Source organism: Anianabacter salinae (assembly GCF_019061145.1).
In the GTDB taxonomy this organism is placed as follows: domain Bacteria; phylum Pseudomonadota; class Alphaproteobacteria; order Rhodobacterales; family Rhodobacteraceae; genus Anianibacter; species Anianibacter salinarum.
In genome coordinates this window covers 784,862-810,673 of the sequence record NZ_JAHQZS010000002.1, presented here as the reverse complement: position 1 = coordinate 810,673, position 25,812 = coordinate 784,862, and the positions used below count along the sequence as shown (strand labels likewise).

The 25,812-nt window shown below is 65.1% G+C and carries 22 protein-coding genes; 8 read left to right on the top strand and 14 right to left on the bottom strand.

From position 1 onward, the window contains the following. Positions 1-10 precede the first annotated feature (10 nt). Positions 11-823 carry an SDR family oxidoreductase gene (locus KTJ87_RS08530; RefSeq protein ID WP_267138672.1) on the bottom strand — a complete coding sequence of 271 codons (813 nt, stop codon included), beginning with the start codon at positions 821-823 and terminating at the stop codon, positions 11-13. An 11-nt stretch (positions 824-834) separates the two neighbouring features. Then, positions 835-1,704: an SDR family oxidoreductase gene (locus KTJ87_RS08525; protein ID WP_267138671.1), complete on the bottom strand. Its 870-nt coding sequence runs from the start codon at positions 1,702-1,704 to the stop codon at positions 835-837. A 156-nt stretch (positions 1,705-1,860) separates the two neighbouring features. Between KTJ87_RS08525 and KTJ87_RS08520 the strand changes: the two genes are divergently transcribed. After that, positions 1,861-2,751 (top strand): AraC family transcriptional regulator, encoded by an 891-nt coding sequence (locus KTJ87_RS08520; protein WP_267138670.1) that lies wholly within the window; start codon positions 1,861-1,863, stop codon positions 2,749-2,751. A 265-nt stretch (positions 2,752-3,016) separates the two neighbouring features. On the opposite strand, the gene atzF is transcribed toward KTJ87_RS08520, so the two are convergent. Genes atzF through KTJ87_RS08495 form a run of 5 tightly spaced genes read right to left on the bottom strand, consistent with a single transcriptional unit; the run spans position 3,017 to position 10,041 of the window. Further along, entirely contained in the window at positions 3,017-4,852 is a 1,836-nt protein-coding gene (atzF, locus tag KTJ87_RS08515) for an allophanate hydrolase (protein WP_267138669.1), read from the bottom strand. 12 nt (positions 4,853-4,864) lie between these two features. After that, the gene (locus tag KTJ87_RS08510; RefSeq protein WP_267138668.1) at positions 4,865-6,526 is read right to left on the bottom strand and encodes a dipeptide ABC transporter ATP-binding protein; all 1,662 of its coding nucleotides are present in this window, start codon (positions 6,524-6,526) and stop codon (positions 4,865-4,867) included. Between the two features lie 3 nt (positions 6,527-6,529). Then, positions 6,530-7,408 carry an ABC transporter permease gene (locus tag KTJ87_RS08505; RefSeq protein WP_267138667.1) on the bottom strand — a complete coding sequence of 293 codons (879 nt, stop codon included), beginning with the start codon at positions 7,406-7,408 and terminating at the stop codon, positions 6,530-6,532. Next, positions 7,405-8,430, bottom strand: coding sequence for an ABC transporter permease (locus KTJ87_RS08500; protein WP_267138666.1), 1,026 nt, complete (start codon positions 8,428-8,430; stop codon positions 7,405-7,407). Before KTJ87_RS08500 ends, KTJ87_RS08505 begins: the two co-directional genes overlap by 4 nt. A 3-nt stretch (positions 8,431-8,433) precedes the next feature. Next, on the bottom strand, positions 8,434-10,041 hold the full coding sequence (locus tag KTJ87_RS08495) for an ABC transporter substrate-binding protein (protein WP_267138665.1): 1,608 nt from the start codon (positions 10,039-10,041) through the stop codon (positions 8,434-8,436). Positions 10,042-10,167: 126 nt separating this feature from the next. Between KTJ87_RS08495 and KTJ87_RS08490 the strand changes: the two genes are divergently transcribed. The 5 genes from KTJ87_RS08490 to KTJ87_RS08470 all read left to right on the top strand — a co-directional run bounded on the left by KTJ87_RS08490 (position 10,168) and on the right by KTJ87_RS08470 (position 14,921). Further along, the gene (locus KTJ87_RS08490) at positions 10,168-11,070 is read left to right on the top strand and encodes a LysR family transcriptional regulator (protein WP_267138664.1); all 903 of its coding nucleotides are present in this window, start codon (positions 10,168-10,170) and stop codon (positions 11,068-11,070) included. Positions 11,071-11,150: 80 nt separating this feature from the next. After that, entirely contained in the window at positions 11,151-12,044 is an 894-nt protein-coding gene (locus tag KTJ87_RS08485; protein ID WP_267138663.1) for a LysR family transcriptional regulator, read from the top strand. Positions 12,045-12,305: 261 nt separating this feature from the next. After that, a complete protein-coding gene (locus KTJ87_RS08480; protein ID WP_267138662.1) occupies positions 12,306-13,241 on the top strand; it encodes a pirin family protein in 936 nt (311 codons plus the stop codon). Positions 13,242-13,261: 20 nt separating this feature from the next. Then, positions 13,262-14,536 (top strand): DUF5996 family protein, encoded by a 1,275-nt coding sequence (locus KTJ87_RS08475; protein ID WP_267138661.1) that lies wholly within the window; start codon positions 13,262-13,264, stop codon positions 14,534-14,536. A gap of 97 nt (positions 14,537-14,633) precedes the next feature. After that, entirely contained in the window at positions 14,634-14,921 is a 288-nt protein-coding gene (locus tag KTJ87_RS08470) for a hypothetical protein (RefSeq protein ID WP_267138660.1), read from the top strand. On the opposite strand, the gene KTJ87_RS08465 is transcribed toward KTJ87_RS08470, so the two are convergent. The 5 genes from KTJ87_RS08465 to dctP form a co-directional block, all read right to left on the bottom strand. After that, the gene (locus tag KTJ87_RS08465; RefSeq protein ID WP_267138659.1) at positions 14,908-16,425 is read right to left on the bottom strand and encodes a malonate--CoA ligase; all 1,518 of its coding nucleotides are present in this window, start codon (positions 16,423-16,425) and stop codon (positions 14,908-14,910) included. The genes KTJ87_RS08470 and KTJ87_RS08465 overlap by 14 nt on opposite strands. Positions 16,426-16,441: 16 nt before the next feature. Then, entirely contained in the window at positions 16,442-17,689 is a 1,248-nt protein-coding gene (locus KTJ87_RS08460) for a malonyl-CoA decarboxylase domain-containing protein (RefSeq protein WP_267138658.1), read from the bottom strand. Next, on the bottom strand, positions 17,686-19,005 hold the full coding sequence (locus KTJ87_RS08455) for a TRAP transporter large permease (RefSeq protein ID WP_267138657.1): 1,320 nt from the start codon (positions 19,003-19,005) through the stop codon (positions 17,686-17,688). Before KTJ87_RS08455 ends, KTJ87_RS08460 begins: the two co-directional genes overlap by 4 nt. Continuing rightward, positions 19,005-19,526 carry a TRAP transporter small permease gene (locus KTJ87_RS08450; RefSeq protein WP_267138760.1) on the bottom strand — a complete coding sequence of 174 codons (522 nt, stop codon included), beginning with the start codon at positions 19,524-19,526 and terminating at the stop codon, positions 19,005-19,007. The genes KTJ87_RS08455 and KTJ87_RS08450 overlap by 1 nt, the downstream gene beginning before the upstream one ends. A 93-nt stretch (positions 19,527-19,619) precedes the next feature. Continuing rightward, positions 19,620-20,600 carry a TRAP transporter substrate-binding protein DctP gene (dctP, locus tag KTJ87_RS08445; RefSeq protein WP_267138656.1) on the bottom strand — a complete coding sequence of 327 codons (981 nt, stop codon included), beginning with the start codon at positions 20,598-20,600 and terminating at the stop codon, positions 19,620-19,622. A gap of 142 nt (positions 20,601-20,742) precedes the next feature. Here dctP and KTJ87_RS08440 point away from each other — a divergent pair, with 142 nt between their 5' ends. Together KTJ87_RS08440 and KTJ87_RS08435 are read left to right on the top strand one after the other, a co-directional pair. Beyond that, complete coding sequence (locus tag KTJ87_RS08440) at positions 20,743-21,396, top strand: GntR family transcriptional regulator (protein WP_267138655.1); 654 nt, start codon at positions 20,743-20,745, stop codon at positions 21,394-21,396. Positions 21,397-21,476: 80 nt separating this feature from the next. Next, positions 21,477-22,700 (top strand): permease, encoded by a 1,224-nt coding sequence (locus KTJ87_RS08435; protein ID WP_267138654.1) that lies wholly within the window; start codon positions 21,477-21,479, stop codon positions 22,698-22,700. Here the strand turns inward: KTJ87_RS08435 and betA are convergent. Continuing rightward, complete coding sequence (betA, locus tag KTJ87_RS08430) at positions 22,697-24,355, bottom strand: choline dehydrogenase (RefSeq protein WP_267138653.1); 1,659 nt, start codon at positions 24,353-24,355, stop codon at positions 22,697-22,699. The two genes, KTJ87_RS08435 and betA, sit on opposite strands and share 4 nt — an antisense overlap. After that, positions 24,355-25,812, bottom strand: a complete 1,458-nt coding sequence (betB, locus tag KTJ87_RS08425) for a betaine-aldehyde dehydrogenase (protein WP_267138652.1) — start codon at positions 25,810-25,812, stop codon at positions 24,355-24,357. The genes betA and betB overlap by 1 nt, the downstream gene beginning before the upstream one ends.

Here is a 25,812-nt window from a genome sequence, read left to right as displayed (position 1 = left end):
AGGGCTGACATCAGCTTCGCATCAGTTCCTTGATCCCGCCGATGAACGCCTCGTCGCCCTTGGCCTTTCGGTCTTCGAGCAAAGCCTCGGCATCTGGCCCGGCGCGAAAGCGCAGGCGGTCCCCGGTGTCGTTGACGGCGTGCCAGATGACATCCGCGACGACCTCGGGGGCCGACGGGTTCGCGGCCAGCTTGCCGAACAGCCGACCCATCGCCTCAGTCGTCTGGGCGTAGTCGGCAAGGCTCTCGTCCATCGCGAAATCGAAGGACCGACCGCCGAAGTCTGTCCGGATCATGCCAGGCTGGACGATCCGAACGCGAATGCCCAGCGGCTCCAGCTCGTAGTGCAGCGCCTCTGACAGGCCTTCGACGGCGAACTTGGTGCCGTGGTAGAGCGTCCCGAGCGGAAAGGTGATCTGCCCGCCGATGGAGGAGATGTTGACGATGGTGCCGTCGCGGTTCGCCCGCATGTGCGGCAGCACCGCCTTCGTCACGTCCAGAAGGCCGATCACGTTGGTGTCGAACTGGCGGCGGATGCGCTCGGTCGAAAAGGCCTCGAGCGGGCCATAGGCGCCGTAACCGGCATTGTTGAGCAGCGCGTCGATCCGGCCGAAGCGGGACAGGCCGTCAGCCACAGCGGCGGCGATGGAGCCCGCGTCGGTCACGTCCAGCCGGGCGACAAGGACGTTGTCCAGCGCGGCAAGGTCAGCACTTGCGGCAGGGTCGCGCATGGTTGCAATGACGTTCCAGCCCTCGGACTGGAACCGCATTGCCGTGGCCTTGCCGATGCCAGAGGAGGCACCGGTGATCAGGATCGTCTTCATGGATGCCCCCCTCAGGCGTTCAGGTCGAGCATCTGTTCGATGCCGAAATTCGTGAAAACGGCGCGCGTCACATCGTGCAGCGCGTCATTGTAGCGCTCGATCTGGGGACCGACGCCGGTGTGGTCCACAACCGTGCGAAAGGGTTTCTGCCCGAATGGCATATCCAGCAGGGCCACCACCGCCTCGGCGATCCGGTCGGGCCGCTGATCGGGCGTTGCGTCCAGCATCTGGGCAAGGCCGGCCGCCGACATTGCGGGCACCTGCGCGAAATCGCCGTACCCGGCCTCGCGGTCAGGATCATTCGGCGCGACCATCCCGTCGAAGAATGCCGTCGGCATCGCGCCCGGCTCGATGAGGCAGGATTCGATGCCGAAGCCCGAAAGCTCCGTCCGGTAGCATTCCACGATGGCTTCCAGCGCCCATTTCGATGCCGAATAGGTGCCGTAGAACGGCGTAGCGATGCGGCCGATCAGGCTGGAGGTATAGAGGACCGTGCCGCTCCCTTGCGCGCGCATGTGGGGCAGGGCGGCGCGCATCACCCGTTGCACGCCGGTGACGTTCACGTCAAAGACGCGGGTCATGTCCTCGGGCGACATCAGTTCCTGGATGCCGTAGGATCCGATGCCCGCATTGTTGAACAGCACGTCCAGGCCGCCGAGTGCAGCGATGGCCTCTGACACGCCACCCTCGGTGCTGGCCGTGTCCGTCACGTCCATCTCGACGATCCGCGCGCCGCTGGCCTCAAGCTCGGCCACCGTGTCGGCGTTCCGCCCTGCGCGGCTGCGTACGCTGCCCGCCACCGCGTGCCCGCGATCCAGCAACGACAGCGCCGTGGGCTTGCCGAAGCCGCCCGCGATGCCTGTGATAAACACCTTCGCCATGGTCGTCCTCCTCGTATGTTTGTCAGACCGACCTTAATGCGGCGGGGGCGTCCATTCTTTCCCGATTGACCGGATTTCTTGCCTGATCCTCCGATCCTTGAAATTTTCGCACAAGACGGTGAGGCTCCCGTGCTAGACCAGAGCAAGGAGGAACGCATGACACACCCAGCCCTTCTGGATCATGTATCGGCCTTGCTCGACCGGGAAGGACGCGCGCAGGGCGCGCTTGCGCACGCCCCAAGCGGCTTGCATTTCTTGCGGTTCACGGCTCCGACCGGGCAGGATGCGACGGTCTACCGCCCGCTTCTGTGCCTTGTCCTGCAAGGCGCCAAGGAGGTCGGCACAAGCAGCAAGACCCTGCGTGTCGCCGATGGACAATCGCTGGTGGTCAGCCATGCCTTGCCAGTCGTTTCGCGCATCACCGAGGCCGCGCCGGACCGTCCCTACGTCGCGCTCGTCTTCCCGATTGACCTCGACCTTTTGCGCGGGATGGCCGCAGACGTGGCGCCCGCCCGTGCCGCCAGCCCGCATGACCCTTTCTCGATTTCGCTCTGCCAGACCGACCTCGAGATGGAAGGCGCGCTCTTGCGTTACCTTCGGCAATGCGATCACGAAGAAGCGCGGCGCCTGCTGGCCCCGATCACGGCGCGCGAGGTCCACGCCCGGCTTTTGCTTGGGCCCCATGCCGAGCCGCTTCGCAAACTCCTTTGGCACGAGACGACGGCCAGCCGCATTTTCCAGGCCACGCGCGAAATTCAGTCGGACCTTGCCCGCCCGCTCGTCGTTGGCCATCTTGCGGACCGCGCGGGCATGAGCAGTTCGGCCTTCTTCGAGCACTTCAAGTCCGTTACGGGCACGTCGCCGCTGCAATACCAGAAGGACCTGCGCCTGCTGCGCGCCCGCGAGGCGCTGCGCAGCACGAATGAAAAGGTCTCCGAGATCGCATTCGGGGTCGGATACGAAAGCTCGGCCCAGTTCTCACGGGAATACGCCCGCAAGTTCGGCGTGCCGCCACGGCAGGACCGCTTGGTCCAGGCGGCAGAGTAGCTTTCCGTCATCCGTGATCCGAATGCCAGGGATTTCGTTCGTGAATTTCGGGCGCCCGCAAAGCAGGGTGCGCCAGCACGGTATCATTTCGCCCAGGGGAACATGGGGTTGGCCTATGTCTCGCGGGACGCCGGGCAGGTCGTGGACCTGCGCAGCTTGCGCCACGCGTCGCGATCCCGCGTGGTGCAAGACACCGATTTCAACCGGCGACAACGTGTTTGGCTCTACGCCTGCTTCCGGTTTCTGAAGCAGACACGGGGCAGTGTCACACGATCACCTTCGTGTCCCTTTCCAGAAAGCGGCGCCAGCTGCCGAGGGCGCTGATGTCTTCGGCATGACGCTTGCCGCTTGCTTCGCAAAGAAAGCCCTTCACCTGTGATCCGTCCTCGATCTCGATGGTGCCGATCCCGAGCGGCGCAGGAATACCGGCGATAAAGTCGCCCACGGCGTCTTTCGGGATGGCCCAGACCTCCAGCGCGATGGAGGTGCCTTGTCCGTCGTCGCACCGGCAAAGGCCGGGACGGGCGGGAGGACCGCCAGGCAAGGCATAGAGGGCATAGCTGGGCGCCGTCTGGGTGGCTTTCAGGAACCGCGCCCCGCGCGATGTCAGTTCATGGTTAAGCGGCAGGCCCGACATATGCGCGCCGCAGACAGCTATGGTCATTTCGCTTGCGGATACGGACCCGGATACGGGGGCGCGCCCCGTCTTTTGCAAGCCTGGCGTCTTGATCCCCGTCGCGCCAAGCATGGGCCGACGAGCCTGCGTCAGGCGCTGCCCTTGCGCGGCGAGCGTGCCATCTTCCCCTGCGGGCGCGATCAGTGTCACGCTTCCGGGTCGCCCGTCGCTGCGGGGGCCGGTCGGGACTGCCAATGCACAGAGGTCCAGCAGGTTGACGAAGTTCGTGTAGGTTCCAAGGTTGGAGTTGGGCGTGACAGGGTCGGCCTTCAGGTCGTCGCAGGTCGCAAAGGTCGGGATCGTCGGGACGCACAGCATGTCCGAGGCGTCGAGGATCGGGGCGCAGGCGCGGCGCAACTCCGCAAGCCGGTAGAAGCCGTTGAAGGCATCAACCGCGCTCAACCCTTCGGCCTTGGCGATGATGGCGCGGGTCACAGGGTGCACGGCCTCTGGCCGGGTGGTCATCATGTCTTCGATGGCGGCATAGCGCTCGGCGATCCACGCGCCGTCATAGAGCATCCGAGCAACGTCGTAGAACGGCGTGAAATCGACCCGTTCGATCAAAGCTCCGCCCTCGGCCAGCGTCCTAAGGGAGGCCTCGAAATCTGCCGCCTGCATGTCGTCGCCAAAGAAGATCAGGCTGGCAGCATCCGGCGCGGTGATGCGCGGCGCGGATGCGGGGGCCGGCATCGGGGCCGTCGGCATAGGCCGCGAATAGGCATCTGCGGGATCGAAACCGGCGGCGGCGCGAAACACATCGTACGCATCGGCGACGGTCAGCGCGAAGATCGAAATCGTGTCGAGGGTCCGGCAGGCAGGCACGACACCGCTGGCCGACAACGCGCCGAGGCTTGGCTTCAGCCCGACGATCCCGTTCAGCGCGGCAGGCACGCGGCCCGACCCCGCCGTGTCGGTGCCAAGCGCAAAGGGCACGATCCCATGGGCGACGACGACGGCCGACCCCGAGGACGATCCGCCCGGCACGATCTGTGCATCGAGCGCATTGCGCGGCACGCCGTAGGGGGACCGCACGCCGACAAGACCGGTGGCGAATTGGTCAAGGTTGGTCTTGCCGATGGGAATGGCCCCTGCCGCGCGCAGGCGGGCGACGACGAAAGCGTCCCTGTCCGCGTCGTAGGCATAGTCCGGGCAGGCGGCGGTCGTGGGCATACCGGCCACGTCGATGTTGTCCTTCACGGCAAAGGGCACCCCCCAAAGCGGGCGGTCCGGGTCGTAGGCCCCCAGGGCGGCGGCCTCGGCTGCAAGGTCTTCGGCACTGGCCAGGTGAATGAAGATCGCCGGGTCGTCCACGGAGTCCAGTCGGGCAAGGGTCTCTGCCATGACGTCTGCGGGCGTCACGCCTGCAGCATAGGCGGCGCGCAGGGCGTCGAGGGTGAAGGGCAGGTCGGAAAGCGGCGTGGTCATGGGCGTTGTCTCTTATTCGGCTGCGGATTTCGCAGCAGTTTTGGCCGTGCCCGTTCTCGTGGTCGGAGGTTTGGGTGCGGCGGCCAGCAGGGTTCGGGTATAGGGATGGCTTGGGGTATCCATGACTTGCGCGGCGGGCCCTTGTTCGACGATTTCGCCGCCCTGCATGACGACGACGTGGTCGCACAGCAGGCGCACCACGTTCAGATCGTGGCTGACAAAAAGGTAGGTCATCCCCAGCCGCGCGCGCAAGTCCGCGAGCAGGTTCAGCACGACCGCCTGGATGGAGACATCGAGCGCCGCCGTCGGCTCGTCCAGGATCAGGAACTTCGGATCAAGCGCGATGGCGCGCGCAATGCCGACGCGCGCCTTCTGACCGCCCGAAAGCTGGTGCGGAAAGCGGTCCAGCAAGGGCAGGGGCAAGCCGCACAGCGTCGCCAGTTCCTCGATCCGGGCCGACAGGGCCGGGCCGCGCAGGTCGCTCATCCGCAGGATCGGGTCGGCGATGGTCTGGCGGGCGGAATGGCGCGGGTTCAGGCTGTCGGTGGCGTCCTGGAACACCATCTGGATCTGGCTGCGCCGCTTGTCGCGCACGAAGCGGTCTGCGGTTATGTCGGCAATGTCGTGCCCCTCGAACAGGATGTCGCCCGATGTCCGGTCAAGCAGGCGCACCAGCATCGACGATGTCGTGGACTTGCCGCAGCCGCTTTCGCCGACCAGCCCGACGCTTTGTCCTTCGCGGATGGTGAACGAGATGCCCTTGACCGCGTGGACCGGGCCGGACTTCCCCGGATAGGTCTTGACCAGATCGCGCACCTGCACCAGCGCCCGGTCGCCCGGCGCGTGATCGGGCAGAGGCGTGCGCGCCTCGATCGGCAGCAGGTCACGCAGGCCTGCACCGGGGCGCGGCGTGGCATCGACCAGCTTCTGGGTATAGGGGTGCTGCGGATCGGCGAACAGTTGGGCGGCTGGGCCGGTTTCGACGATCTGCCCATCCTTCATCACGGCCAGACGGTCGCAGTACTCGGCGGCCAGCCCAAGGTCATGGGTGATAAGGATCGACGACATGCCGCGTTCGCGGGTGAGGTCGCGCACAAGGTCCATCACCGCCTTTTGCGTTGTGATGTCGAGACCCGTCGTCGGCTCGTCCGCGATCAGCAGACGCGGCCCGCAGGCAAGGGCAATGGCAAAGACGATGCGCTGGCACATGCCCCCCGACAATTCGAACGGATAGGCGTCATAGCGCGCCTCGGCGTCGCGGATGCGCACGGCCTCCAGCGCCTCGATGGCCTTGGCGCGCGCATTGGCGCGGGTGGCGCGTCCATGACGGCGCAGCACGTCCTCAAGCTGGTGGCCAACCTTGCGGATGGGGTTCAGCGCGGCGCGCGGGTTCTGGAAGATCATGCTGATCTCGCGGCCCCGAATGCCCTGCATGTCCCGCTCGGCCGCCTGCGCCAGGTCACGCCCCTCGAACACCGCGCTGCCCGCCTTGATGCGCCCGCCCGCATCCAGAATGCGCATCAGCGCGTAGGAGGTGACGGATTTGCCGGACCCGCTTTCGCCCACGATGCCCAGCGTCTCGCCTTCCGCCAGGTCCAGAGAGATGCCGCGCACCGCCTGCACTTCGCCGCGCCGTGTGCGGAAGGACACGGCGAAATCCTTGATGGCCAGCATGGCTCAGGTCCTTCTGCGGGGATCGACGATGTCGCGCAGACCGTCGCCCATCAGGTTGAAGGTGAAGACCGCCAGCATCAGCCACAGCCCCGGGAACAGCGCGACCCACCAATGGCCCGAGATGATGTAATTGGCCCCTTCGGCGACCATGATCCCCCATTCGGGCGTCGGCGGGCGCACCCCGAGGCCGATGAAGGACAGCCCGGCGGCATTCAGGATCGCCCAGCCCATGTTGAGAGACACCTGCACCATCATCGGCGGCAGCGCGTTGGGGAAGATGTGGAAGGCCAACGTGCGGAAATGCGAGTTGCCCGACAGGCGCGCGGCCAGCGCAAAGCCTGCCTCGCGGCGGATGTTCACCTCGGCCCGCACGAGGCGGGCATAGAACGGGATGTTGATAAGCGCCGTGGCGTAGATGATGTTCTCGATCGTGTTGCCAAGCGCCGCGACGATCCCCATGGCCAGCACGAACAGCGGAAACGCCATGATCGTGTCGAGCACCCGGTTCAATCCTGCGTCGATCCAGCCGCCCCAGTAGCCCGCGACGGCCCCCAGCACCGAGCCGATCACGAAGGAGATCGCGACGGCGAGGACCGAGATCGTCAGGTCCAGCCGTGTCGCCACCACCACACGGGAAAACACGTCGCGCCCCAGGCTGTCGGTGCCGAACCAGTGCGACCAGTTCGGCGGTTGCAGCGCCATCGCGGCATTGGTGGCCAGCGGGTCGTGCGGCACCAGCAGCGCGCCAAACAACGCCTGCAGCAGGAAAAAGGCGAACATGCCGAAGGACAGCATCGTCACCGGGTTCTCGCGCAGCACATGCAGCAGATGCGCCAAGGCGCCATCGGGCTTGCGGCCCGGTATCTCGGTAGCTTCGGTCATTTGGTGTCAAACCCGATGCGCGGATCGATCAGCGCGTAGCTGAGGTCGATGATGAGGTTGAGCGTGACGAAGAGGAACGCCATGGCCAGCACGAAGCCCTGCACCGCGGCATAATCCGACGCGACCAGCGCCTCGACCGCGTAGGATCCGATGCCGGGCCAGGCAAAGACCTTTTCCACCAGCACGTTGGCGCCCAGCACGAACGAGAACACCATGCCAAGCGTCGTGACGACAGGCAGCAGCGCATTGCGCAAGCCGTAGCCGAACAGGACCTTGCCCCGCGACAATCCGGCGGCGCGTGCGGTGCGGATGTAGTCGGCGGACAAGGCCTGCAACATCGCCGCACGGGTCATCCGCGCGATGGGGGCCAGCGTGAACAGAGCCAAGGTGATCGTCGGCAGGGCGAGTTGGCGCAAGGTCGCGGCAAAGGTTTCAAGATCGCCCGCGATCAGGCTGTCGATCAGGTAGAAGCCGGTCACGCGCGGCGGCTCGAAATAGATGAAATCCAGTCGTCCCAGCGGCGACGGCGCCCATCCCAGCAGGTAGTAGAAGATGTAGACCAGCAGGATGCCGGTGAAGAAGGTAGGCAAGGATACCCCCGCCGTGACCAGCACCCGGCACAGGTGGTCGACCCACGACCCCTGCCGCACCGCCGCCAGAACGCCAAGGGGAATGGCGATCACGCAGGACAGCACCAGCGCCGACAGCGTGAGTTCAAGAGACGCGGGCAAGCGCGCCGCCAGATCGGTCAGCACCGGTTGCCCCGTGCTGATCGAGCGGCCCAGATCGCCCTGTGCCAGATCGCCGACATACAGGAAGAACTGCGTCACCAGCGGCTTGTCGAGGCCAAGCGCCTCGCGCACCTGCTGGATCGACTGCTCGTCCGCCATGGCCCCGGCGAAATAGACCGCCGGATCGCCGGGCAGCGCGCGGGTCAGGACAAAGCTGATGACGATGACCCCGAGGATCACCGGCACGGTCTGTGCCAGCCGCATCCCGATCGCGCGCGTCCGCCCGGCCATGCCTTAAGCCCCCGTCATGCGGCGCGGGTCGAGCTGGCGATGGAACCAGAACTCGTAGCCCGACGCCCCGTTCACCGCGACGTTCAACGCGGGTTGGTACAGCGGAATGCGCGGCAGCTCGTCGATGACGATCTCGAACATCCGTTTGACCAGCGGTGCCCATTCCGGATCGTCCATCGACATGTGCAGCGTCTGTTCGGTCAGCGCGTGCACCTCTTCGTTGGCGTAGTTGGACGAGTTGAACAGCCGGTCCTTCTGATACGCCCAGAAGAAGTAGTAATCGGGCGTGTTCAGCCAGCCGCCGAAGTTTTCCAGATGGAAATCAAGCGACTTGTCGACCAGCGCCACGGTGCGCCAGTTGGCACCGGGGATGCGTTCGACCGTGGTGGTGATCCCAAGCTGGCCAAGGCTTTCCTGGATCAGCAGAGCTGTTGGTTCCATCCAGCTTGCAAGGTCAAGGCTGATCGACATCGGCACTTCGAAACCGCTGGCGAAGGCGGATTTCTCAAGATGCTCGCGCGCCTTGTCCATGTCGGTTGCATAGGGGAAGGGACGCGGCCACGCGGTGTCGGTGATGTCGGGCGAGCCGCCCCACATCGGCGCCCCGCGCCCGTAGGCGGCGGATTGAAAGATCGCCTCGTAGGGGATCGCATGGGCGATGGCCTTGCGCACCTCGGGGTCCTGGAACGGCTCGAACCGGGTGTTGAGGCAGGCGCAGTGAATGCAGTTCTCGATCGGGGTCGAGAAGACATCGACGGTGCCGACCAGCTCTGACGCATCGCGGTCGGGGATGTCGAAGGACACCTGCACGTCGCCCCGTTCGATCAGCGCGCGGCGGGTCGAATTGTTCGGAACCTCGCGCATGATGACGCGCCGGACCTCGGGCAGCGGCCCGCCGACCCAGGCATCGTTGCGGTCATAGACGATCTGCTGGCCCTGATCCCAGCGCGTGACGGTGTAGGCGCCCGATCCGGCGGTGGTGGTGTGCAGGTATTCCGTCGCCCAAGGGTCCGCCTCGGTCGCGTTGGCGATCGCCACGGCTGAGTTGATGATGAAGGGCACCGGTACGGCGAGGTTGGGCAGCGACAGCTTCGACGGGTAATCGAGGCGCAGAACGAAGGTGCGATCGTCCACCGCCTCGAACTGGTCGGGGCGAAAGAACCCGCCCGCGCGCATCTGTGTGGACGGGAACCCGCCGACCGAAACCGCCCGATCGAACGACCATTTCACATCCGCCGCCGTGACAGGGCTGCCGTCGGTGAACGTGGCGCTGGGCTTGAGCGTGAAGGTGAAGACAAGGCCGTCGTCGGAAATCGTCCAGCTTTCAGCCAGCTCCGGGACGATGGTGTCGTAGTCATACGACATCTCGCCGGTTGGCAACTGGCGCGATCCAAAGCCGACAAGCCGGTCATAGCAGTTGATCGCAACCTGATAGCTGGCGCGGTTGGTGCCCGTCCGGTGCAGGTCGAGGCTGTTGATCGTCTGGCCCGAGGCCACGACCATCGTTTCCAGCCCTTGTGCATCGGCGCGTGTCGCCCAGGCGAAGGGCGTCATCGCGGCACCGCCCGCAGCGGCGGTCAGTTTCAGGAAATTTCTTCGATTGGTGTGCATCGGTGGCAGCCCCCTTGGCGTCTGTCTTTGGTTCTGCCTTGCAGCATGGCAGGTTACGAACAGTTCGAAAAATGCTATGATTTCACCAATCCGGTGCATTTCATGCACCGCAATCGGAGCGCCCTGATGCAGCACCTCGACACATTCCGCCTGATAGAGGCGATTGCCCGCGCCGGATCGATCCGCAAGGCGGCCGAGGATTCCAACATCACCGCGTCCGCGCTCAACCGCCGTCTGGGACGGTTCGAGCGCGAATTCGGGTCGCAAATCTTCGAGCGGCTGCCGCGCGGTGTGCGTCTGAACCCGGCGGGAGAGCTGGTATTGCAGCACTACCGCGCACAACGCTCCGACCTTGCGCGTGTGAAAAGCCAGGTTGCAGACCTTTCGGGGGTGCGCCGTGGCCATGTCACCATCGCATGTTCCCAGGCGCTTTTGCCGTTTTTCCTGCCGCAGCAGATCGCGGCCTATCGGAATGCGCATCCGGGCGTGACGTTTGCCGTCAACGTGCGCGACCGCGAACAGGCCGAAGCAGAGCTGGTCAGTTTTCGCAGCGACCTGGCGCTGGTGTTCGAACCGCGCGTCCTTGTGGATTTCGAGGTGCTGCACGCCATCCCGCAACCGGTCTGCGCATTGTTTGCGCGGGACCATCCGCTTGCCGGGCAATCGGAGTTGCGGTTGCGCGACTGCCTCGATCATCCGCACATCGCGCCCGCACAGAAGTACGGCGTGCGCGGCCTTCTCGACATGGCGGCCAAGCGGGTCGGTCGGACAGTCACGCCCGTGGTCGAGACGGAATCCTTCGAGCTGATCCGCTACTACGTGATGCAGGAACGTGCGGTCGGCTTCCAGATCCCGATCGGTCTTTCGACTGAACAGGATACCGGGATGGTGTTCAGGCCGATTTCGCAGCGGGACATGCCGCCGGGAAACCTGCTTCTTGGACAGATGCGCGGGCGAGTGCTGTCCGTTGCCACGTCACGCTTTTCCGATCAGGTCGCGCTTGCACTTGCGAACATGTCGGATGCCTGACGCTGCAACTTGTCGTTCCCATTTGCAATTCGATTCTGCCATATTCAGGCAAGCTTTGTTGCGAAACGGGGAACGCCAGAATGAACATCGAGGATCTGCAGACCTTTGTTGCCGTGGCTGATGCCGGGGGTGTTTCGGCTGCTGCGCGCCGCCTGGGCGTGTCCAAGTCGATCGTCAGTCGACGTCTCGTCCGGATCGAAGCGGAACTTGGCACGCAACTTCTTGCACGGACGACCCGGGGCGCCGCGCTCACCGAGGCGGGCACGACGTTCCGGGATCATGCCGCGCGGGCCAGCGCCGAGATCGACACGGCGCGGGAAGCGATCCTTCCGACTGGTGGTTTGCGTGGCCGCCTGCGGGTCGCGGTCCCGCTTACTTTTGGGCCGACCCGCTTTTCGCCCGCACTCGCCGAGATGGCGCGTCGCCACCCGCTGCTCCACATCCATACGTCCTACAGCGATCGCTTCGTCGATCTCATCACAGAGGGCTTCGATTGTGCGATCCGGGTAGGGGCCCTTCCGGATTCCAACCTTGTCGCCAGGCGCATCGGCGATGTCCACGGATCGCTCGTCGCAAGCCCGGAATACATCAAGGCGCACGGCTCACCCCGGACGCCCGATGAGCTTGTCACCCATGAGGCGCTCATGCAGGGAACCGAAGCCTGGCAATTTCTGGACGGCGACAGGATCGTCACGGTTCAACCGCAAGGCAGGTTCAAGGCCGACAGCGGTGCAGCGCTTGCTGCGGCCTCTGCGGCGGGCCTCGGCATTGCCCGGCTTCCCGATTGCATCCTGCATGAGCATGTGGTGTCCGGTGCCCTTGTCCCGATCATGACGGACTTTCCCGTCCCTCCGGCGGGCACCTATGTTGTCCGGCCGCCGGGTCTGCATCCTGCGCGGAAGATCCGGGTCCTCACCGAGACCCTGATCGAATACTTCGAACGCAACCCGGACAGCCTGGGCCACGACCGCTGAGGGCCGGTAAGCGGACAGCCCGGACTGGCGAATGGCGTTCCGTTGTCGCGCCTGTCCGATCCCCGACGCAGCACAAGCGTTCCGCTTTCCGCGACACAGCTAGTTGCGCGTCAGGGCTAGCCGCCGGGACGCTTCGCCACCAATCTGTAATCAGACCGCACCGGTATGACCCGAACGCTGGGGCCGTCCGGAGGCGTCGAGACCAGGCATTCGCATCGGCACGTACGCCCCCGACTGCGAGCATACGAGAGGATGACGCGCATGAGTTGGAACCCCGCACTCGACCCCGGCTGCCCCGATGAGGTGGGCGTCGATGCGATCGAGACTCTCATCATTCCGCGGGCCAGGGATCTTGGCGGTTTCGAAGTCCGGCGCGCACTGCCCGCCCCGAAACGGCAGATGGTCGGGCCGTTCATCTTTTTCGACCAGGCCGGCCCGGCGGAACTGCTGACTGGCCAGGGCATCGATGTGCGGCCGCATCCGCATATCGGGCTTGGCACCGTGACCTATCTCTATCGCGGCGACTTCCACCACCGCGACAGCACCGGCGCCGACCAGATCATCAGCCCCGGCGCGCTGAACTGGATGGTCGCCGGGCGCGGCGTCACCCACTCCGAACGGACATCGGCGGCGGCGCGCAGCGGCCCGAACGGCCTGTTCGGCATACAGACGTGGCTGGCCTTGCCCGACAGTCATGAAGATGTGGCGCCCAGCTTTGAACATCATGGCAAGGACACGTTGCCGATGATCGAGGATGGCGGCGTCTCGGTTCGGCTGATCCTCGGCAGCGCCTATGGCGCGACGGCGCCCGCGACGATGCTGTCGGAAACCTTCTACGCCGATGTGACCCTTCAGCCGGGAAGCCGATTGCCGATGCCGGACGATCACGAAGACCGGGGCATCTATATCGTCGAAGGGTCCATTTCGGTTGCAGGGCAGGAGTTCGAGGCGGGCCGGATGATGGTCTTCCGCCCGGGCGACAAGATCACCGTCGCCGCTGGCGACCGGGGGGCGCGGCTCATGATCCTTGGCGGTGCGACGTTCAACGGCCCGCGCTATATCTGGTGGAACTTCGTCGCGTCGTCGCGGGAGCGCATCGAAGAGGCCAAGGCCGAATGGCGCGCCGCAAACTGGGGCAACGGGCGCTTCGATCTTCCGGTCGATGACCGAGGCGAGCATATCCCCCTGCCGGATTGAGAGGATTGAAAGGACGCGCGATGAGCACGAAATGGCCCCGACTGGACTACCTGGACTGGCGCGAGACCTGCGCCGCCCTGCACCTCTATCTTCAGATCGTCGGAAAATACCGGCTGGCACACACGCCGTGGCTCAACCACTCCTGGACCGCGACGTTCTATGTCACGCCGACCGGCCTGACATCCTCACCGATCCCCGACGGCCCCGGCATCGAGATCCGCTTCGATTTCCGCGAGCACATGGTCATCGGCACCTGTGGCAATGGCCGCAAGGAGACGTTCGCGCTGGAGCCGTCCACGGTTGCAGCGTTCCGCGCGAAGGTCGTGCAGATGATCGCCGATCTCGGCGGCACGCCGACGTTCAGCGACATGCCGAACGAGGTGCCGGACCCCATCCCGTTCAGCGAGGATCACCGCGACCGTCCCTACGACCGGGACGCGGTGCAGCGCTATCATCAGGCATTGGTCGCCATCGACCGGGTGCTGGGCAGGTTCCGCACGTCCTTCCTTGGCAAGTCCAGCCCCGTTCACCTGTTCTGGGGGGCCATGGATCTTGCGGTCACCCGGTTTTCGGGACGGCGCGCGCCGCTCCACCCTGCCGGGATCCCCTCGCTGCCGGATGACGTCGCACAGGAAGCCTATGACCGAGAGGTGTCCTCGGCAGGGTTCTGGCCGGGCGGCAACGGCATCGATTATCCCGCCTTCTATGCCTACGCCTACCCGGCGCCTGGCGGGTATCGGGGCGCGCCGGTTCGGCCCGAAGCGGCATTCTGGCACGAGGGGCTTTCGGAATTCATGCTGCCCTACGATGCCGTGCAGGCTGCGGCCGATCCCGACGAGGCCCTGATGGCGTTCCTGGTCTCGACCTACGAGGCCGCCGCCGACCTTGGACACTGGGACCGCGCGTTGCTGGAGTGCGCAGAGGGCCGGCCGCGCCAGGTGCGCCGCCCCAGCGCGGGACAGGCGAACGCGGACGTTGCAAGGGGTGCGCCTGCGCCGACTGATGTTCCGGTGGCACGCGAAGACGGCGCATCGAAGGGGCGCTACAGTCTGGTCATGGATGGCCACGAGGCCGAAATGACCTACAGCCGGGTCGGCAAGGGGCAGATCATCATCGACCACACCGAGGTTCCGGGCGTCCTGCGGGGCCGAAAGGTGGGCGAAATGCTCGTGCGGCAGGCGGTCGAGGACGCGCGGAGGGACAGCGTCATCCTCATACCGCTCTGTCCTTTTGCGAAGGCACAGTTCGATCGCCACCCGGAATGGCAGGACGTGTTGCGCCAGCCGAAGAGCTGACTGCCGCGAGCCTGCATTCTTTGCCAGGCGGGTCATTCGGGGCTTCAGGGCGAGGCACCGAAGGCGTCACGCGTTATCGCGGGGGCCAGGGGGCGCTTTGCCCTTCACGGCCCGGATCATCTCGACCATGCTTGAGCGTGGCGGGATCGCCAGCGCTGACGGACAGGACTCTGACCAGATCGTTTTGCCCGAGTATCTACCGGTTGTGCCGTTGCAGGCCGCGGTAATGGCCTCACTCTCCCTAGATCGCGACCAAGTCGTCGTTGCCAGTGATGGCGCGGACGCGGCAGGGCGCGTGCGGATGACGGGGCGGAACCTGCCGGTTCTGGCCGCCCAGATGATCGCGCAGGGGCGCTATGCCCGTGGGTCCGTCAGGACGGGCTGAACGTGCCTGCAAACTGCTCGCGCAGGATGTTCTTTTGCAGTTTTCCCATCGTGTTGCGCGGGAATTCCGTGACCACGAACAGCCGCTTGGGCTGCTTGAACCGCGCAAGCTGATCCCCAAGGGCCGCCATGATGGCATCGGTCGATACGGTCTCGCCCGGACGTGCCACAAGCAGGCCGACTACGGCCTCGCCGAAATCGGGGTGCGGCACGCCGATCACCGCGCTTTCCAGCACGCCGGGCTGGTCGTCGAGGATCAGCTCGATCTCCTTGGGATAGATGTTGTAGCCGCCCGAAATGATAAGGTCCTTGTTGCGCCCGACGATGGTGACATAGCCGTCTTCGTCGATCCGCCCCAGATCCCCGGTGATGAAGAAGCCATCCGCGCGCAGCTCTTCGGCGGTCTTCTCCGGCATTTGCCAGTATCCCTTGAACACGTTGGGGCCGCGCACCTCGATCTGGCCGATCTCGCCCGTCTCGACGGTGTCGCCTGTGGCGGGGTCGGTGATCTTCAACTCCACGCCCGGCAGCAGAAACCCGACAGTCCCGCCGCGCCGTTCTCCATCATAGGGGTTCGAGGTGTTCATGTTGGTCTCGGTCATCCCGTAGCGTTCAAGGATGCGGTGGCCGGTGCGGGTTTCGAACTGTTCGTGGGTTTCCGCCAGCAGGGGCGCTGACCCCGAAACGAACAGCCGCATATGCGCCGTGAGGTCGGCGGTAAGCCGATCGTCCTCAAGCAGCCGGGTGTAGAAGGTCGGCACCCCCATCATCGTCGTGGCCCGCGGTATCGCAGCAATCACCTGGTCAATGTTGAAGCCCGGCAGGAAGATCATCGACCCGCCCGCGACAAGCGTGACATTGCTGGCGACGAACAGCCCGTGGGTGTGAAAGATCGGCAGGGCATGCAGCAGCACATCGCCGCTGGTGAACCGCCAGCACTCGGCCAATGTCTGCGCGTTGGACACAAGATTGGCCTGCGTCAGCATCGCGCCCTTGGACCGGCCGGTGGTGCCGGACGTATAGAGGAACGCGGCAAGATCGTCGGGCGCGCGGCTTACGGTGTCGAAGACCTCGGGCAGGTCCCTGGCAAGGTCGGTCAGAGAGCCGGTGCCGTCGGCGTTAAGCGTGCGCAAGGCCGCCCCGTAGGCCGCCGCAACCGGGGCCAGTGCGTCCGACACCCTGTCAGAGGACAGCACCAGCTTTGCGCCTGAATTGCCGATGAAATAGTCCAGCTCTGCGGTCGTGTATCCGGTGTTGAGCGGCAGGAAGACCACGCCGATCTGGGCGCAGGCGGCATAGATGGCCAGCGCTTGGGGTGACTTGTCGATCTGCGCCGCCAGCCGGTCGCCGGGCGCCAGCCCTTCGGCGGTCATGGCATGGGCATAGCGCGCCGCCATCCGCAGGAACGCGTCATGGCTTAGCGTGCGGCCATCCGGCAAATGCAGAAACGGCGTATCCTGTCCGGCATGGCAGCCGAAAAGGGCATCATAGAGCAGATTTGCCATGCAACTCTCCAGACAGTCAGGTGGCGGGCGTCATTGCCTTGCGGGCAAGTGCGCGCAGTTGGGCGGATGCCGTGATGACTTGGTTCTTCGCAAACGCCTCGTGGTTCTCGGTGATCCGGTCCAGATCGTAGAGGTAGTTCACCATCGCGCCTGCGGATTGCGCGAGGCCGTTCGCGGACAGGTCGGCCCGGGCGTGGACCTCGTGGACGGAGGCACCGTTGTTCAGATGGAACCGCGCAACGGGATCGCGGGGCAAGCCGCCTTCACGCTTGGCCCCGAGAAGATACTGCGTTGCAAGCGCGCGGACCGCCTCGGGATCGTCAATGCGGTCGTCCAGTCCCTTTTCCGCCAGCCATTTCATCAGCCCCGGGATCGGCGAGAGCGTCACGAAGGTGCTGATCTGCGGCAAGACCCCGCTCAGATCGCGCGCCACCTGCTTTATCAGCGAATTGCCGAACGAGATCCCCGCAAGCCCGGCCTGACAGTTCGAGATCGAATAGAAGACCGCCGTATCCGCCTGTGTCTCGGGCAGTGGATCGCGCCCCTCGGACAGCAGGGACTGGATCGATCCAGGAATGCCCTTGGTCAGGGCGACCTCGACGAAGATCAACGGCTCATCCGGCATCGCAGGATGAAAGAAGCCGAAACAGCGCCGATCGCGCGGCTGCAACCGCCGCCTGAGATCGTCCCAGCTGTCGATCGCGTGCACGGCTTCATAGGCGATGATCTTTTCCAGAACATGCGCCGGGCTTTCCCAGTTGATCGGACGCAGCACCAGAAAACCACGGTTGAACCAGCTGGACAGCAGATGCCGCAGATCGGCGTCCAGCTTGGCCAGCGCGGGGTCGGTCTTCATGAACCGCAGCAGATCCTCACGCATCGCCACGATGCGAGCGGTCGCGCCCGGCACCTGGTTGAGCCGGCGGGCGAGTTCCTGGCGCGGAGCCTCGGCCGCGCGCATCAGGCGGCGGAAATTGGCGACCGACCGGTCCGCCGCATAGGCCGTGGTCGCTGCGGCGACGGCGTCCGGGTCGATATCCATCTCGTCGTTGAGAAAGGTGAAGAAGGCGTGCCGCGCGTCCGGGTCCATCGCCTGGAAGCGGTCGAGGATCTGGCACGCCATGGCAAAGCCGGTCACCTCGCCAAGGTTCCCGACCAGATCGCGGCACAGCGTTTCGATGGGCCGGTCATCGGCCTTGCTGCCGCCCGTCACTGCTAGGCGGCGATCGATGAGCGTCGACAGCAGGTCCGCAAGCAGGCTCATAGCGCCGGACCCATCAGGTAGTCGGGCAACCATGTCGCAAGACCCGGAAAGACGCACAGGATGACGATAGCCAGCACCATGCAGCCCACGAACGGCAGCGACCCGACAAGGATCTTCTTGAGCGATATGTCGGGCGCGATGCCGTTGATCACATAGAGATTGAGCCCCACCGGCGGCGTAATCAGCCCGATTTCCATGTTGATCGTCAGGATCACCGCGAACCAGATGGGATCGAAACCGGCGCTGGTGATGATCGGCAACAGGATCGGCGCGGACATCAGGATCACCGCGACCGGGGGCAGGAAAAAGCCCGCCACCAGCAGGAACACGTTGATGATGCCCATCAGAACCCAGCGGTTCACGTCCAGCTCGGCAATCCAGCCCGCGACGGACTGGGTGACGAACAACGACGACAGCATGAACGAGAACACGCCCGCCGCGCCGATGATGAACAGGATCATCACGGATTCCTTCGTGGAATCGCGCAGGACAGCCCACAGCGCCATCGGCTGATACAGCCGGTAGACGATCACCGCGACGATGATGCACAGCATCGCGCCGACAGCAGCGGTCTCCGACGGTGTCGCGATGCCGCCGTAGAGCGCATAGAGCACGCCGACGATGATGGCGAGGAACGGCAGGACGCGCGGCAGGACCTCGAACCGCTGCGCCCAGCTGTAGCTGATGCCGGACAGGGCCACGCCCGCCGCGCCGCGCCGCCAGGTGTCATAGATCGCCCACGCGATGAACAGCGACACCAGCAACACGCCGGGAATGACCCCCGCAAGGAACAGGCGGCCGATACTGGTCTCGGTGGCGATGCCATACACGATCATCGTCACCGAGGGCGGGATCAGGATGCCAAGCGTGCCGCCCGCGGCGATCGACCCGGCCGCCACTTCATCGGGATAGCCGCGCTTGCGCATCTCGGGGATGCCCATCTTGCCGATCGCGGCGCAGGTGGCGGGGCTCGACCCCGACATCGCGGCGAACAGCGCACAGGCCCCGAGGTTGGAGACGACCAGCCCGCCCGGTACCTTTGTCAGCCAGCGCTCCAGCGCTTCATAAAGGTCCGGTCCCGCACGGGTCGAGGAAATCGCGGCTCCCATGATAATGAACATCGGGATCGACAGCAGGGCAAAGCTGTTCAACTCGCCATACATCAACTCGGGCAGGGCGACGAGCGACCGGGCGCCGTCGAACACCAGCAGGAACCCCGTGGCGACGATCAGCAGGCCCGTGGCGACGGACACCCCGGAAAACAGCACGACAACGGTGCACAGGGCTACAAGCCCACCAACTGCAAGCGGATCCATCAGTGCCTCCGGTCTTCGGCAGGCACGGGCGCGCCGATGTCTTCGCCTCGAACGACCATCCACAGATCAGCGAAAAGTTGCAGCAGAAACAGGCCAAAGCCCAAGGGGACCGACAGATACGGGATCCACAGCGGAACGGCCCAGACGGTTTCGGATTTCCACCCCCGCTTCCAGGCGAAATGCCACATGTCATAGGCGTAATACAGCATCAGGCCCATCATGAGCACGGTGACGCCAAGCGTGAAGAACGCCACGATCCGGCGCCCGTTCGGCCCCAGCATCGTCGGTATCAGGTCGACGCCGACATGCCCCTTTAGCTTTTGCACATAGGCAAGACCGATCATCGTGGCGGCGATCATCAGGTAAATCACGGCTTCGGTCTGCCAGATCGTCGATTTGCCCAGCACGGCGCGGACAAAGATCATCTGGCAGGTGATCAGCACCGACGCGAGGATCATGAACGACGCTATCACACCGCTGATGGTCGACAGGGTGCCGACCAGACGCACGGCGGAGGGCATCGAAGAAGCAGGGCGTTCCACAAGGCATACCTTCAAGCTGGAATGGAATGGGAATGCACCTGCCGGACGCCCCGGCAGGTGCAGCGTCACGCCTCAGTCGACGGAAAGCGCCATGTCGAGCAGCTTCTGGCCGTCCGGCGTCTCGGCGACGAAGGACGGGTAGGACGACGTCGCGGCGATGTCGCGCCACGCGTTGAAGTCCGCCTCGGTCATCTCGGCCAGCTCCACGCCCGCGTCCGAGAACGCCTTGGCCGCGACCGCATCACCCAGCTTGGCCTGCTCCAGATAGAAGGCCTGCGCCTTTTCACCGGCAGTGCGAAGCGCGGTCTGCTGGTCGGCGCTCAGGCCGTCGAAAGTGGTCTTGTTCATGATCAGAGGCTGATACATGAACCACAGCGCGTAGTCCCCGGCCGGGGTATAGCAATCCAGTTGCTCATAGAGCCGGAAGCTGACGAAGCTTTCCGAGGACGTGTTGGTGGCGTCCAGAACGCCCGATTGCAGGGCCGGGTAGATTTCGGACGATGCCATCGACGAGATCGACGCGCCCGAAGCCGCGAGCATTTCCTCAAAGGCCTTGCCCGCCGCGCGAATCGACACCCCGGCCACATCTTCGGGCTTGGTGATGCAGCCCTTGTTCGAGCCGAAGCCGCCCGCCAGATACCCGTGCACCAGGACCATGACGTCGTCGCCGGCCATGATGTTCTCGATTTCCGCCATGAACGGCGAATGCGACAGGCGGTCGCCGTGGTCGTGGTTCTTCACGAGGCCGGGCATCAGGGTCAGGTTGTAGGCAGGCTGCTGGCCACCGGCGTAGGACAGGGGCAGCACGGTCATGTCAAGCTGACCGCGGCTGAGCGGCGTATACTGTTCGCGCGCCTTGAACAGGGTCTGGTTCGGAAAGATCTGGATGCTCAGATCCACTCCGGCGGCGGCGACGTCTTCAGCAACCATCTGCGCGACCTGATGGCGCACATCGCCTTCGGACCACTGGTGCGACAGGCGCAGCTCTGCGGCAGAGACTGTGCCCGCCATGACGGTGATCGCCGCCGCTGCGGCGTAGCGTGAAATTTTCATGTTATCCTCCCAAGGACGCCAGCCTGAACTTCTCCCGGCGGCTCGTGCGACCACAGACTGTCATGTTGCATCCTATGTCAACATTTTTGTATACAAGCGCAGCGCCTTTGCATTTTGCGCAAAGCTGATGGAGACTGCTCTCATGGATGTTCGGCGCGCGGATCATATTCTCGACAATCTCGAACAGATGATCGTCACGGGCAGCTTCGCGCATGGCGAGCGGCTGGATGAGATCCGTTTGTCGGAACAGTTCGGGGTGTCCCGGACGCCGATCCGCGAAGCGCTGCAAAAGCTGGTCGCCTCGGGACTTGTCGAACAGCGCCCCCGACGCGGCGTCTTCGTGATCGAGCCGGGGCCTGTCGAGCTTGTCGAGATGTTCGAGGCGATGGCCGAACTCGAAGCGTCCTGCGGCTATCTTGCGGCAAAGCGGATCACAGAGGCGAACCTGCAAGCGCTTCAGGACGTCAACGAGCTGTGCAAGCGGGCCGTCGCCGCGCCCGATGCGGACAAGTACTATGCCCACAACGAGAAGTTTCATCACCTGATCTATGAGGCGGCGCAAAGCAGCTATCTGCGCGATCTGGCCCTTCGGCTGCAGAAGCGGCTGAAACCCTACCGGCGCCTCCAGCTTCACCTGCGCGGCAGGCTGGAGCAATCCATGGCGGAGCACGAAGCGATCCTTCGGGCGCTGGCCGATGGCGACAGCAAGCGGACAGCCGACGAATTGCGCGGCCATGTCGCCGTGCAGGGCGAAAAGTTCCATCACCTGCTCAGCCACCTGAAGTCCAAACGCTGACTTCGGACGCGCGCCAATCCGGCCTTCCGCGCTGTCACCCAAAGCGCCGGTGCGTACGCTGAAACAATCGGGTGTTTGCCGTGTTGATCGGCATGATGCAGGAATTCGCGAGCCTTTGGCATGACGCCGCCCGCACGTCGCTGGGTCTGTTCTGGATGGCGTTCTGGGCCTTCGGCCTTGGCTATCTGGTGTCCAGCCTGATCCAGGTCTTCGTCACCGAGGCCCGGATGAAGCGCAGCATGGGCGAGGCAGGGCCGCGCAGCGTCGCGCTGGCCACCCTGTTCGGCTTCGTCTCAAGCTCATGCTCCTTCGCTGCGCTTGCAACTTCGCGGTCGCTGTTCGCCAAGGGGGCAGGGCTGGTGCCGTCGCTGGCGTTCCTGCTCGCCTCGACCAACCTGGTCGTGGAGCTGGGCATCATCATCGCGGTGTTCCTGTCCTGGCAATTCGTCGTCGGCGAATACCTCGGCGGCCTTCTGCTGATCCTCATCATGTGGCTGATCGTTCGGCTGACCGGCCCTGCCAAGCTGACCGAAGCGGCACGCGAGCGGGCGCGCAGGCAAGAGGGGGACGGGCAGGGCGAGGTGCCCGACTGGCGCAAGATGATCGTGCGCCGCGAAGGCTGGCGCATGGTGTCGATGCGCTACTTCATGGAATGGGGTATGGTCTGGAAGGACGTGACCATCGGTTTCACGGTCGCCGGGCTTGTCGCCGCCTTCGTGCCGCGCAGTTTCTTCCAATGGCTGTTCATCGGGTCAGGCAGCGACGATCTCGGCTTTCTTCACCTGCTGCAACATGCGCTGGTCGGCCCGGTGGCGGCGTTCTTCACCTTCATCGGATCGATGGGCAACATTCCCCTTGCGGCGGTGCTGTTCTCGAACGGGGTCAGTTTCGCCGGCGTGATGGCCTTCATCTTCAGCGATCTCGTGGTCCTGCCGGTGCTGCGCATCCAGGCGAAATACTACGGCTGGCGCTTTGCGCTCTATGTGCTGGCCGTGTTCCTTGTGGCGCTCGTCGCGGCGACGATCGCGATGCACTACGGGTTCCAGCTTGCCGGGATCCTGCCAGAGGCCTCCAGCGCCAAAAGCGTCACGGAACGCGACTTCTTTCAGGTCGATTACACACTGTTCCTCAACCTCGTCTTCCTCGCGGCCACCCTTGTGTTCGTAGGCTGGAAGATCCGCACCTCGGGCTTCGCCATCGACTGGGGCGTCGGCGCGACCGACAGGACGCTCTTCGTGCTGGCGATGCTTGCGTATTGCTGGCTGGCGGGCGGCGTGGTCGTCGCACCGCTGCTGACCGGCTAGCGCTGCGAGCCCTGCCAATCGGGATGCACCCAGGGCTCGGCATTCTCGGGCGGCAGGGGCGGGCGGCCAAGGATGTGGTCGGCGGCCTTCTCGCCCGCCATGATCGAGGGCGCGTTGAGGTTGCCGTTGGTGATGACCGGAAAGATCGAGCTGTCGGCAAGCCGCAGGCGATCCACGCCGATCACCCGGCATTCGGGATCGACGACAGCCATCGGGTCATCGCGGCGCCCGATCTTCGCGGTGCCGCAGGGGTGATAGGCGGATTCGACATGCTCGCGGATGAAATCGTCCAGCTCGTCATCGGACTGCGCGGCGGCGCCCGGCTGGATCTCGTGCTTGTAATAGTCCTTGAATGCATCTTGCCGAAAGATTTCGCGCGTCAGGCGGATGCAGCGGCGGAAATCCTGCCAGTCCTGTTCGTGCGCCATGTAGTTGAACCTGATGCGCGGCGCGTCGGCGGGATCGGCAGAGCGCAGTGTGACCGCCCCCCGCGAGGGAGAGCGCATCGGGCCGACATGGGCCTGAAATCCGTGCCCTTCTGCGGCGACCTTGCCATCGTAGCGCACCGCGATGGGCAGGAAATGATACTGGATGTCGGGGTATTCGACGCCCGCCTCGGACCGGATGAAGGCGGCGCTCTCGAACTGGTTCGACGCGCCGGGACCGGTGCGATTGAGCAGCCAGCGCGCGCCGACATAGGCCTTGCCGACAAGGTTCCAGTAGCGGAACAGGCTGACCGGCCTCGACGCGGCGGCCTGAACGTAAAGCTCCAGATGGTCCTGCAGGTTCTGCCCGACGCCCGCGCGGTCGGCGACAACGTCGATGCCATGCTCGGCCAGGTGCGCGGCGGGGCCGATGCCCGACAACATCAATAGCTTGGGCGAGTTGATCGACGAGGCGGCAAGGATCACCTCGACCTCGGCGCGGATTACCTCGGTCCTGCCGCCGCGTGACACCTCGACACCGACAGCGCGCCCGTCCTCGATCACCACGCGGCGTGCGAGGGCGGTTATCAGGGTGCAGTTCGGGCGTTTCAGCGCGGGCTTGAGATAGGCGCTGGCGGCAGACCAGCGGCGCCCCTGCCAGACGGTCATGTCGAAGGGGCCGAAGCCTTCTTGCTGGTGGCCGTTGTAGTCGCCCGTCACCGGATAACCCGCCTGCCGCCCTGCCTCGACAAAGGCGCGGGTCAGGGGATTGTCGCGCTTGCCGCGCGTGATGTGCAGCGGGCCGTCCGTGCCGCGCCAGGACGGATCGCCGCCGTGCCCGCCGTCGTGCCAGGTCTCCTGCCGCTTGAAGTAGGGCAGAACGTCGGCATAGCCCCAGCCCGCCGCGCCGCCGTCGCGCCAGGCATCGAAATCGCGCGCGTGCCCGCGCACGTAGATCATCCCGTTGATCGAGGATGACCCGCCGATCACCTTGCCGCGCGGCGTCGCCAGAACGCGCCCGCCCAGATGTGGCTCGGGTTCGGTGCGGTAGCCCCAGTCGTAGCGCTTCATGTTCATCGGGTAGGACAGCGCGCCCGGCATCTGGATGAACGGCCCCGCATCGGTGCCGCCATGTTCGATCACCAGAACGCTGCGCCCTGCCTCGGCCAGCCGGTACGCCATGGCGCATCCGGCGCTGCCCGCGCCGACGATGACATAGTCGGCCTGCATCAGAACGGCGCCTCGAGGTCGCCCATGCGGACATAGACGGATTTCACCTGGCTGTAGTGTTCCAGCGCTGCGCGCGAGTTCTCGCGCCCGACGCCGGACATCTTGACGCCGCCGAACGGCGCCTCGACGGGCGCATCGTTGTAGGAGTTGATAAAGCATGTCCCTGCCCGAAGCTGCGCGATCACCCGGTGCGCGCGCGCCAGATCACGGGTGAACACGCCAGCCGACAGGCCATAGGGCGTGTCGTTGGCGCGGGCGATCGCCTCGGCCTCGTCGTCGAAATCGAGAACGGCCATCACCGGGCCGAAAATCTCCTCGCGGGCGATGGTCATGTCGTCGGTGACATCGGCAAAGACTGTGGGCGTGACGAACCAGCCGTCGCGGTCTAGCCGCGTGCCGCCGGTGACAAGGCGCGCGCCTTCGGCGAGGCCTTTCTCAATATAGCCCAGCACGGTCTGCATCTGCCGTTCAGACACCATCGGGCCAAAGTTCACCGCCTCGTCGCGCGGATCGCCGATCACGGCGTCCGACAGGCGGGCGGCAAGGCGGTCGAGGAACGCCTCTTTGATCGCGCGGTGCACGAACACCCGCGTGCCGTTGGAACAGACCTGACCCGAGGAATAGAAGTTCCCCAGGATCGCGCCGCCGACGGCGTTCTCGATATCGGCATCCTCGAACACCAGCATCGGGGATTTGCCGCCTAGCTCCATCGTGACGTGCTTCATCTCGGCGGCGGCGGCGGCATAGACGCGCTTGCCGGTGGGGACCGAGCCGGTCAGCGACACCTTGGCGACGCGCGGGTCGGTGACAAGCTGCGCGCCGACCGCGCCCATGCCCTGCACCACGTTGAACACGCCCGGCGGTGCGCCCGCCTCGGTCAGGATTTCCGCGATCTTCAGCGCGCAAAGCGGCGTTGTTTCGGATGGCTTGAACACCATGGTGTTGCCGCAGGCCAGCGCGGGGGCGGCCTTCCAGCAGGCGATCTGGGTGGGGTAGTTCCATGCGCCGATGCCGACGCAGACGCCAAGCGCCTCGCGCCGCGTATAGACCCAATCCTCGCCAAGCTGGATATGCTCGCCGGTCAGTGTCGCCGCCAGCCCGCCGAAGTATTCCAGCGCATCCGCGCCCGACGTGGCATCGGCCACCAGCGTTTCCTGCAACGGCTTGCCGGTGTCGAGCGTCTCAAGCTCGGACAGCTCTCGGTTGCGCTCGCGGATGATCTGCGCTGCGCGGGTCAGGATGCGGCCGCGCATCCGGCCCGTCATCGCGGCCCACTCTGCCTGCGCGTCAGTGGCGGCGGCCAGCGCACGCTCGACGATGGCGGGCGTGCCGGCATGGACGGTCGCAATCGTCTCGCCAGTAGCGGCAAAGATCACCGGGATCGCGTCGCCGCCGGTGTCCTCGACATAGACGCCGCCGATGTAGTGGCTTGCTGTGGGCTGGGGGGCATAGGCCAT

Excerpts from the sequence above, each read along its gene's own strand:
- KTJ87_RS08530 (WP_267138672.1), bottom strand. The coding sequence starts at position 823 with ATGAAGACGATCCTGATCACCGGTGCCTCCTCTGGCATCGGCAAGGCC.
- KTJ87_RS08525 (WP_267138671.1), bottom strand. The coding sequence starts at position 1,704 with ATGGCGAAGGTGTTTATCACAGGCATCGCGGGCGGCTTCGGCAAGCCC.
- KTJ87_RS08520 (WP_267138670.1), top strand. The coding sequence starts at position 1,861 with ATGACACACCCAGCCCTTCTGGATCATGTATCGGCCTTGCTCGACCGG.
- atzF (WP_267138669.1), bottom strand. The coding sequence starts at position 4,852 with ATGACCACGCCGCTTTCCGACCTGCCCTTCACCCTCGACGCCCTGCGC.
- KTJ87_RS08510 (WP_267138668.1), bottom strand. The coding sequence starts at position 6,526 with ATGCTGGCCATCAAGGATTTCGCCGTGTCCTTCCGCACACGGCGCGGC.
- KTJ87_RS08505 (WP_267138667.1), bottom strand. The coding sequence starts at position 7,408 with ATGACCGAAGCTACCGAGATACCGGGCCGCAAGCCCGATGGCGCCTTG.
- KTJ87_RS08500 (WP_267138666.1), bottom strand. The coding sequence starts at position 8,430 with ATGGCCGGGCGGACGCGCGCGATCGGGATGCGGCTGGCACAGACCGTG.
- KTJ87_RS08495 (WP_267138665.1), bottom strand. The coding sequence starts at position 10,041 with ATGCACACCAATCGAAGAAATTTCCTGAAACTGACCGCCGCTGCGGGC.
- KTJ87_RS08490 (WP_267138664.1), top strand. The coding sequence starts at position 10,168 with ATGCAGCACCTCGACACATTCCGCCTGATAGAGGCGATTGCCCGCGCC.
- KTJ87_RS08485 (WP_267138663.1), top strand. The coding sequence starts at position 11,151 with ATGAACATCGAGGATCTGCAGACCTTTGTTGCCGTGGCTGATGCCGGG.
- KTJ87_RS08480 (WP_267138662.1), top strand. The coding sequence starts at position 12,306 with ATGAGTTGGAACCCCGCACTCGACCCCGGCTGCCCCGATGAGGTGGGC.
- KTJ87_RS08475 (WP_267138661.1), top strand. The coding sequence starts at position 13,262 with ATGAGCACGAAATGGCCCCGACTGGACTACCTGGACTGGCGCGAGACC.
- KTJ87_RS08465 (WP_267138659.1), bottom strand. The coding sequence starts at position 16,425 with ATGGCAAATCTGCTCTATGATGCCCTTTTCGGCTGCCATGCCGGACAG.
- KTJ87_RS08460 (WP_267138658.1), bottom strand. The coding sequence starts at position 17,689 with ATGAGCCTGCTTGCGGACCTGCTGTCGACGCTCATCGATCGCCGCCTA.
- KTJ87_RS08455 (WP_267138657.1), bottom strand. The coding sequence starts at position 19,005 with ATGGATCCGCTTGCAGTTGGTGGGCTTGTAGCCCTGTGCACCGTTGTC.
- KTJ87_RS08450 (WP_267138760.1), bottom strand. The coding sequence starts at position 19,526 with ATGCCCTCCGCCGTGCGTCTGGTCGGCACCCTGTCGACCATCAGCGGT.
- dctP (WP_267138656.1), bottom strand. The coding sequence starts at position 20,600 with ATGAAAATTTCACGCTACGCCGCAGCGGCGGCGATCACCGTCATGGCG.
- KTJ87_RS08440 (WP_267138655.1), top strand. The coding sequence starts at position 20,743 with ATGGATGTTCGGCGCGCGGATCATATTCTCGACAATCTCGAACAGATG.
- betA (WP_267138653.1), bottom strand. The coding sequence starts at position 24,355 with ATGCAGGCCGACTATGTCATCGTCGGCGCGGGCAGCGCCGGATGCGCC.
- betB (WP_267138652.1), bottom strand. The coding sequence starts at position 25,812 with ATGGCCTATGCCCCCCAGCCCACAGCAAGCCACTACATCGGCGGCGTC.